Below are 6,501 nucleotides of genomic sequence, written 5' to 3'. Positions count from 1 at the left end.
CATATAAAATAAAACTATAGAATTTCTCATATCGTGCTATTGTGTTTTTTTGCCAATTCATTGTAGCTGAAGGAGGCCGGTGTGAAAAACCTTAATCATATTCCATATTATCTCTACGATCATAAGGTTGTTTTGTACAAGGTCCTGTTTTCCGTTTCCATAGCGTTCCTTGTCTACTTCATACTCTTTGGAATCACTTGGTAACATTCACGGCAAAGGACGCGCGGCGGTTCCACGTCACGTGGCTCTGCTCTCTAAAACCCGCCATTCAACCGAAACCGAAGTTCGCAGACCATGAGAGGTTAATTTGACTATCCATGAATTCGACAACGATCTGAACATCATCGATATCGGTGTTTGGGAAAACGAAGGCGGAGCACTTCATCGCTTCAGCATGCATCACCACTATGGCCGGCGAATAGAGAAGAACGGATCCTGGACGGTTTACCACGTCTACACCGGGCTTCCCGCTGAAATGGGCAAGCACGCCACGACAGGACTGAATGAGACCACCGCCACTTCGATGATGTTATCGCTCAATTCAAACAATGCAGAGCGCCGTCGGGTATCAAGGGTAAAACGGGCATTGATTGACACTCCACCAACTGATTTTCCTTGAGGACGACGATATGACGCTAACTTTCCCCAACCGCAGCCGCAGCTATGATACGGCTCACCAGCGCGTACGATTTCTTGGCTATGATGGGTTGTTTGAGGTTCCATTTTTCATCGAGGCTGCAGCCTTCCCGGGTGCCACCCATGCAGCAGAAGAAGATTGTCTTGCCGCATTCGACGCCGAGCGTGCAATGATTCTTGATGTGGCACGGAGAGTTTATTCATACGGTCGCAAAAATATGTATGTGTTGACACCAGCCGATTTCAAACGCGGAACGTCAACTGGCCGATCCTCGTAAGACACGAGGCTCCATGCCCCGATGAGCTCGTCGCGCAGACTTTTGTGATCCATCGTATTTCTCCTCGCCAACGGCTTCAGGTGCGTTGCATATCGCCATCGATCGGCACGATTTGGCCGGAGATCGATTTGGCGGCGTCGGAGGCAACCGTTCAGGATTGAAGCCGGTCGGTGAGGGTATTAAGGAATGGCGGATTGATTGGGGTCCCGGCATCCGCATTTACCTCACTTGCGATGGCGCGAAGCTCATAATCCTGCTCGGTGGTGGAACCAAAAGCCGACAATAGGCTGATATTGCTCGGGCTCTTCAACGATGGGCCGACTACAAGCAGCGCAAGAAAACAAAGGAGTGAAGGCGATGGCACTGTCTCGCTGTTTCAAGGACACCGTGAAGGCGCGAGCTGAGCGCGATCCAGGGGTTTCGAGCAGCACTTCTTGGCGAGGCTGTTGAGGCATTCGCGGCGGGTAATGCGGATTCCGGCAAGGCGCTGATACGAGACTACATCAACGCGACCGTCGGCTTTGATCAGCTCAGCGAAGCTGTGGCGATGGATCCGAAGAACTTGATGCGGATGTTCGGGCCACGCGGCAATCCGCGCCTTGCCAATCTCTCGGCGGTCCTTCGGGAGCTCAATCGTCGTGAAGCGGTACATTTTAAAGTCGTGCCCGAGCGTTTGCCCGGTTGACGGGTCGGGCGCCTGCATTAGCGGAATCGCCAACTGATCGGTTACCGCTGTTTGCTGGTTCTGCACTGATTTCTAACACGTTGTTTTATCCCCTATTAGATCATGACGAGCCCCGTCGCGAAAAGCCACACCGCTGTCACGGCTAATGTTGTGAGCGTCCTCGGGATTCCCGAGCGTGCGAAATCCACGAAACTCAACTGAGCGCCCGCACTTGCCGCCCGCTCGGCAACGATGATGTTACACATGGAACCGGTCAGCAACAGATTGCCGGCGAAGGTCGACAGAAGCGCAAGTCCGGTCAGCACGCCGTCCGGGAGGTCGGGAACTCGCTTGAGGATAAGAATGACGGCCGGTACGTTGCCAATCGTGTTGGAGGCGGCGAGTGTCAGTGGCGTCACCACCGAAAGCCATTCCTAAATTGCTGCAGCTTGCTCACTATGGTCAATTGAGGCGAAATACTTCGGCTAGGAACGCCTTCACCGCCCCTTGAGCCGCCTCGGTCGCCGCTTCGTCGAAGCCCGCTGTCGTACCGAATTCCACGCAAGCGTCGTCGTAAGTGAGGGGCCTGCGGGTCTCGATGTTGATTATCTTCCCGTCGTCTTCGCGGTGCTGGCATTTGCGTGGGGTTTGTCCCTTTTGAACTATAAAGCCCAACGGGTTGATCGAATCATCGAAGGAATGCAGCGCACCCGGATATTCTGTCATTGTAACATCCTTGCCGATCGCGCGAAGCCGTTCGATATAGGCGCGGCAAGGCGCGACAAGGGCCGAGTCGTCGGCCGCGCCATGAAACTCGCGAATTGGTGCGTCGGCAATATCAAATTCACCGACAAGCTCAATGTTGCACGGCGGATATACCGGAAGATGCGCGGCGATGCGCGCTCCGGTTGGCCCGTAGAGGTTCTGGAAGCGCCGCATGCTTGAGTAAAGCGCCGCGAAACCTCCGCGTGAAAAGCCCATCACCGCAATGCGTGACGGGTCAATGCGCGGGTGTGCCGCCAGCACCTCGACGGCGCGATAGGTGTCGTAAATCTGGGCGAAAAGACTCAACTGCGACTCATTTTTCCGTGCCCGATATATCCCGCGCCCGCTAAAACTGTTGAGGCGGAGCGTGGCGACTCCCATTTGGTTGAGAAAGTCACGCCACCCCAGCGCCGAACCACTCTTGTGTCCATCGGAGCCATGCAACAGCACGACTGCCGGCAAGTGTGCGTTCCAATTGGGAAACCGGAGTTCGCCGGTGAGCATTACGACGACGCCGTTCACCTTATCACCCCGCAGGAACTGCTCTTCGGTCAGGGTGAGCGACGGCACCTTCAATGTTTCATCGGGTGGGAATTTTCGCCGAAGGTCCTCGGCATGACCGTGCATGGCGAGCAGCGCCATGACGAACAGACTGATGGTTACCGTTAGAAAGCCTCTCACGGCGAAGCGCCTCCGGGCTAACAATGCCTCAGTTTAGCACGTTTCGGTTGCGGAGAAAAAAGGACGGCCGTCCAACGGTGAACGCCGGACGGATCCTTGCGAGCCGACTCGTTTTGGTGGTCGAAACTGGCCAGTCACATATTACATATCGACCCTGAGGATTTCGGTAAGACCGCTATGGGAAAGTCTAAAAGCATCACCCTTTGATGGTCGTTGTTACCCAATTTTGAGTCAAAGCAACCATTCGCTCGGCAGTAGGCCCCAGCAGCCGAAGAGCCATTCGCGAGAAGCATCCGTGCCGCGCTCCTCCTGATGGCGGATTTGCGTTCCGTCGGCCCGAGCTTCGTCTCACACGATCGCGCCATCGCTGGTCAGTCCGGGACATGACTCATCCGCGGATATTTTTCCGAAAAGGCGGCCGCGAGGCCTCCCGCCATACGCGGGCTGTCGATCAGGACGCCCATTTCGGTGTTGAGCAGCACCGACCGGGGATCGAAGTTGAACGAGCGGTGAAAATCTGTCTTTCGTCGTCGCCAAGAGTTTTGGAGTGGAGGCTCCCGACGGACGATCCGGCGAGGCTCCGAGCGTCGAGCTTGTCCCCGTGTTGAATGGTCCGACTTGAGTTCATAAAGTCGCACTTGGCGTCTGGGCCGCGACGAACGCTGTACCGGTCTGCGCAGCGATCTCCCGTGGGTGCGCCGTCCTGGGCGGCCCAGCTCAGAGGAGCCAGCGGAGCTTTCAATCCCGTCAGGACCAGGTCTTTGAATTTGCGGGGCCTCGCTGCGATGGGTACCGGACATCCAGAACGGCGTCGATAAGGTCAAAGGGCGATCTCGAGCCGACAGAGACAATCCTCAACGACGCCAGGCGCGATGCGTAGGGCGACGTCGGCATTTTCCATATGCGTAGCGCCTTAGAGAGGCTACGCCCACGTTTAAACGCGAGGGTGCCAGGGGAACGGGCGCAGCCTTACTCTTCTTCGGATATCCCTGTGCAATCTGGCGAGCGCGCTTTTGCCAGTGCGCGGGCTGCTGCGCGATACATGGCTGCACTCGCAATCTGAATGAGCCCAACCTGACACGCTGTCGCGCGCCCTTCAACGCGACATGCTTTGATTGTTTGGTTGGCGTCAACGCTAGATGGCAAACAGCTGCCGCAGCCAGCCCACCATGCCCTTTCCCCCTTGTGTCGGAAGGAAGCGGCGGACATAGCGTGCCGTCGTTCCAGCGCTCACATTGGCGCCGAAATGACAGTAGCACACCATCCGGTGCAGTTGATGATCTGTGAGTTCGAAGAAGCGCTTTGCTTCGCCATAGGTATCATCGGCAAGGCCCGATGCGCGAAGCTGCGGATCCTCGAATGCCACCGTGATAGCCGAACCATCAGCGCGCATCGCATCGCGGGTCCCGGCCGACTGGAACTCGGTCTGATAGAGTGTGAGAAGCCGCCGCTCTGGATTGCGCTCAAGGAGCTCCGCCCAGCGTTCGATACGCTCGTTGCGCGACAAGATCTGCCGCGGGTAGTCGGGATCAGTTCTGTCAAGGACCTCAAGTTGTTCAAGAGCGAGATGTTTCATTCTGGCCTCCTATGTAAACGATACCTGGTCCGCCCAAAATGCCAGTCTTGGCCCACAAGCCAACGTGACTCGGTCAAGCCCTGAAGTCCAATCACGATCATTGTCCGGACCACATTTTTCACGAAGTTGTGCAGATTGCCGCGCGCTTTTTCAGCTCACGGAATCGTATAAACGCTAATCTCGTCGCTAATGCCGCGCAGCATCACATTTTGCGACTGGGGCGTCAGCCCGCGCCGGGTAAGAATGTCGGAGGCGCGCGGATCGTCAAGCACGGAACCGGTGGCGAAAATCTCGCGCGATGTCGCTAGGTGCTGTACGCGCGAGGCAATGTTCACCGTCTGCCCGAAGTAATCCTGTCGCTCATTGAGGTTCACCGCAATGCACGGCCCTTCATGGATGCCGATCTTCAATAAGAGATCCTCGCTGCCGCGCTCGCCGTTGAGCTTCAGCATCGCCTCGCGCATCCGCATTGCCGCACTGACCGCACGGTCAGGCGTCGGGAAGGTCGCCATCACCGCGTCGCCAATGGTTTTGACAACGGCGCCTGCCTCGGCACTGACGATGTCGTTGAGAATTCCGAAATGCAGCCTGACGAGGTCGAAAGCCGCAAGATCGCCAACCCGTTCGTAAAGTTCGGTCGAGCCGCGCAGATCAGTGAAAAGGAATGTGAGGCTGGTGATTTTCAGCCTCTGGTCAACGTCGATCGTGTCGGTCCGGTAGATATCGCGGAACGTCTGATTGGAAAGAAGCCGCTTGGCGGTCAGGAACGGCCGGCGATGACCGAGCAGGGCATGGAGTCCTTCGTTGGCCACACACACTGAAGGCAGGACGCGAACGTCGGTATGGTTTTCCAGCGCAATGCGCAACGGACCCGGGCGAAGGGTGAGCGTCTCATTGTTGCGATGCAGGCGATCAAAGACGAGCGAGAGGCTCTGGCGCTCCCGCGTCGGCTCGCCCTTGACGTCGATGAACTGCGCCGAATGCGTTACCGGCTCAAAGATAATGACGAAATCCGCCGGCAACTGCAGCACGAGTACCGCCTTTTCGCCAGGCGGCAGCTCAAGCGACTCCAGAATGATGTCGTCGACTTTTGCTTCAAAATCCTCCTCCGGCAGATCGACGCCCGAGCCCCAATAGATCTGGCGGAAATATTCAAGCGGTGGCAACAGATGCGGATCATGCGCCTCGATATGGCGCACGCGCGGGCTCACCGTGAACGTCACCTCGACCATCTCGTCCAGCGTGGGCTCATAGCCCGCCGCGCAAAGCGCGCAGGTATATTCATCGCTCTGCACGGTCTTTAGCGAAGTATTGGCGTCAAGCACCCCGCCGCAGCCCGGGCACAAGACGTTCCACGACATGTCGAAGATGCCAAGGCTCGAGGCGTGCAGGAACCCGTTGATCGTCTGCTCTTCGTCAAGACCCTCGCTGGCGGCAAAGGCGAGCACGTTGACACGGCAAAGCTTCCTGTCGGGGGCTTGATGAACAAGCCGCTCGATTGCGTCGACGATGTTCGGCTGGACCGACTGACGCAGCACGCCAAACAGTGGCTGGGTATCATCCATACAACCATTTTATACCGAAACCGGGGGCGAGGAACAGGGGATTCTGGCCTCGCCATGGCCGCAAATGTCAGGAGTGATGCGTGGCCCGGGCCAGTTATCCACGCTCGCCCATCACCTTGCCGGGGTTCATGATGCCGTTTGGATCAAACGCCTGCTTGATCGAGCGCATCAGGCCAAGCTTCACCGGATCGCCTTCCGATAAAAGTTCCGGTCGCTTTTCAAGCCCGATGCCGTGCTCGGCCGAAAACGAGCCGCCCATCCGGCGAAGATTGGCATAGACGATCGCCTTGGCGCGCTCCTTGTCGGGAAATGCCTTATCGCCGGCAACACCGATAT

8 protein-coding genes are annotated in these 6,501 nt (G+C 57.1%); 2 read left to right on the top strand and 6 right to left on the bottom strand.

Translation table 11 applies throughout. The annotated features are described in order from the left end of the window. The first annotated feature begins 307 nt into the window (after window positions 1–307). Together AAAB35_RS14280 and AAAB35_RS14275 are read left to right on the top strand one after the other, a co-directional pair. Entirely contained in the window at window positions 308–619 is a 312-nt protein-coding gene (locus AAAB35_RS14280) for a hypothetical protein (RefSeq protein ID WP_340668947.1), read from the top strand. A gap of 10 nt (window positions 620–629) precedes the next feature. Then, window positions 630–914, top strand: coding sequence for a DUF1488 domain-containing protein (locus AAAB35_RS14275; protein WP_340668945.1), 285 nt, complete (start codon window positions 630–632; stop codon window positions 912–914). Between the two features lie 376 nt (window positions 915–1,290). Here AAAB35_RS14275 and AAAB35_RS14270 read toward each other — a convergent pair whose 3' ends face one another. The 6 genes from AAAB35_RS14270 to AAAB35_RS14245 all read right to left on the bottom strand — a co-directional run. Next, window positions 1,291–1,617, bottom strand: a complete 327-nt coding sequence (locus AAAB35_RS14270; protein WP_340668943.1) for a hypothetical protein — start codon at window positions 1,615–1,617, stop codon at window positions 1,291–1,293. Between the two features lie 77 nt (window positions 1,618–1,694). After that, on the bottom strand, window positions 1,695–1,997 hold the full coding sequence (locus tag AAAB35_RS14265; protein ID WP_340668942.1) for a hypothetical protein: 303 nt from the start codon (window positions 1,995–1,997) through the stop codon (window positions 1,695–1,697). Between the two features lie 43 nt (window positions 1,998–2,040). After that, complete coding sequence (locus AAAB35_RS14260) at window positions 2,041–3,024, bottom strand: dienelactone hydrolase family protein (protein WP_340668941.1); 984 nt, start codon at window positions 3,022–3,024, stop codon at window positions 2,041–2,043. A gap of 1,135 nt (window positions 3,025–4,159) precedes the next feature. Next, window positions 4,160–4,600 (bottom strand): hypothetical protein, encoded by a 441-nt coding sequence (locus AAAB35_RS14255; protein ID WP_340668940.1) that lies wholly within the window; start codon window positions 4,598–4,600, stop codon window positions 4,160–4,162. Window positions 4,601–4,755: 155 nt separating this feature from the next. Further along, a complete protein-coding gene (locus AAAB35_RS14250) occupies window positions 4,756–6,165 on the bottom strand; it encodes an adenylate/guanylate cyclase domain-containing protein (protein WP_340668939.1) in 1,410 nt (469 codons plus the stop codon). A gap of 94 nt (window positions 6,166–6,259) precedes the next feature. Then, a partial coding sequence (locus AAAB35_RS14245) for an FAD-linked oxidase C-terminal domain-containing protein (protein WP_340668937.1) occupies window positions 6,260–6,501 on the bottom strand: 242 nt, incomplete at its 5' end.

The sequence above is a fragment of the Phyllobacterium sp. genome, assembly GCF_037994425.1.
Taxonomy (GTDB): Bacteria; Pseudomonadota; Alphaproteobacteria; order Rhizobiales; family Rhizobiaceae; genus Phyllobacterium.
This window is presented reverse-complemented; position numbering and strand designations above follow the sequence as displayed.